1 protein-coding gene is annotated in these 1,585 nt (G+C 65.9%); it reads left to right on the plus strand.

Annotation, left to right across the window (positions count from 1 at the left end):
* The first annotated feature begins 78 nt into the window (after positions 1 to 78).
* Complete coding sequence (locus tag H565_RS14960) at positions 79 to 1,527, plus strand: DNA methyltransferase (RefSeq protein WP_051363518.1); 1,449 nt, start codon at positions 79 to 81, stop codon at positions 1,525 to 1,527.
* Positions 1,528 to 1,585: the final 58 nt, after the last annotated feature.

Raw genomic sequence — 1,585 nt, forward strand, 5'->3', positions numbered from 1 at the left:
GCCTGGATGCCCTTCGCGCCGTGCTCACCAAGCCCAACCGTGGGCTTGCACACGCGTTTCCCGACTTCCTCGCCACTTTTGACCCCTAGAGAGCTCGACCTGTTACCGCGCCTGCGCTTCCTCGACCCGGCGTGCGGCTCGGGAAACTTCCTGCTGCTGGCCTTCCGGGAGCTTCGCCGTCTGGAGCTGGACGCCCTGGCCGAGCAGCAGCGCGGGCAACAGGTCCTCGACGTGGCGCACCTCATCCGGGTGAACGTGGGGCAGTTCTACGGCATCGAGTACGACGAGTTCCCCGCCCAGATTGCCCGCGTTGCTATGTGGCTGGCCGACCATCAAGCGAACATCGAAGCGAGCCAGACGCTGGGGCAGAACTTCGTGAACCTGCCGCTGATGCAGGCCGCGCACATCAAGCACGGGGACGCGCTGGAAACCGATTGGGCCGAGCATCTGAACCTGGAGGCCGATGCGCCCGGCCTTGCCCGCCTGTACATCGTCGGAAACCCGCCCTTTGTGGGGGGCAAGAAGATGAGCGCCGCCCAGCGTGCCCAGGTGGTGCGCGAGTTCGCCGGGGTCAAGGATGCTGGCGTGCTGGACTACGTGGCCGCGTGGTACGTGAAGGCCGCGAAGGTCATGCAGGCCACCGCCCGCGAGTTTCCCGGCCTCCAGACCGCCGCCGCCCTGGTCAGCACCAACAGCGTCACGCAGGGGGAGCAGGTGGCCCCACTGTGGGGGAACGTGCTTCAGGATTACGGACAGACCATCACCGCCGCCCACCGCACCTTCAAATGGTCGAACGACGCGCCTGGGCAGGCCGCCGTGCATTGCGTCATCGTGCAGTTTCAACCCAGCGCCCAGGCGAGCGGGCCGCGCCGCCTGTTCACCTACAGCAGCCCCACGGCGCAGCCCCTGGAGATGCAGGCGCAGAACATCACGCCCTACCTGACCGACGGCCCCGCCGTCATCGTGCAGAAGGCCGGGAACCCCCTCCGCGCAGGCGTGCCCCCCATCCATTTTGGGAATATGCCGCTGGACGGCGGAAACCTGCTGCTGACCGAGCAGGAGCGGGCCGAGCTGCTGGAGAAGGAACCCGCCGCCGCGAAGTTCGTTAGGCCCCTGCTCGACGCCCAGGACTTCCTGAATGGCGGCACCCGGTTCTGTCTGTGGCTGGAGGGAGCCGAACCCGCCGAGCTTGCCAGGTTGCCCGAGGTGCGAAAGCGGGTGGAGGCAGTGAAGGCGTGGCGGCTGGCGAGTGTTGCTCCCAGCACGCAAAAGTTTGCGGCGACCCCCGCTCTTTTCCGTGACCGCCGACTGCCTGAGCGTTACCTCGCTGTCCCCAGCGTCAGCAGTGAACGCCGTGAGTATGTCCCAGTCGGCTACCTCGATTCGGGAACTGTCGTAAATAACTTGCTGTTCATGGTGCCCGACGCCGACCTGTTCACCTTCGGCGTGATTCAGTCGCGCCCCCACATGGACTGGATGCGGGCGGTCAGCGTGGGCTGGCCCCAAAGTTTGGACGGTTTCGAGTAGAGACTCGGCTCAGGAGAAGGGTACACCATGGGCTTTTCCTGCTTGACCAGGGGAAGGT

The organism is Deinococcus murrayi DSM 11303, assembly GCF_000482805.1.
GTDB lineage: Bacteria > Deinococcota > Deinococci > Deinococcales > Deinococcaceae > Deinococcus > Deinococcus murrayi.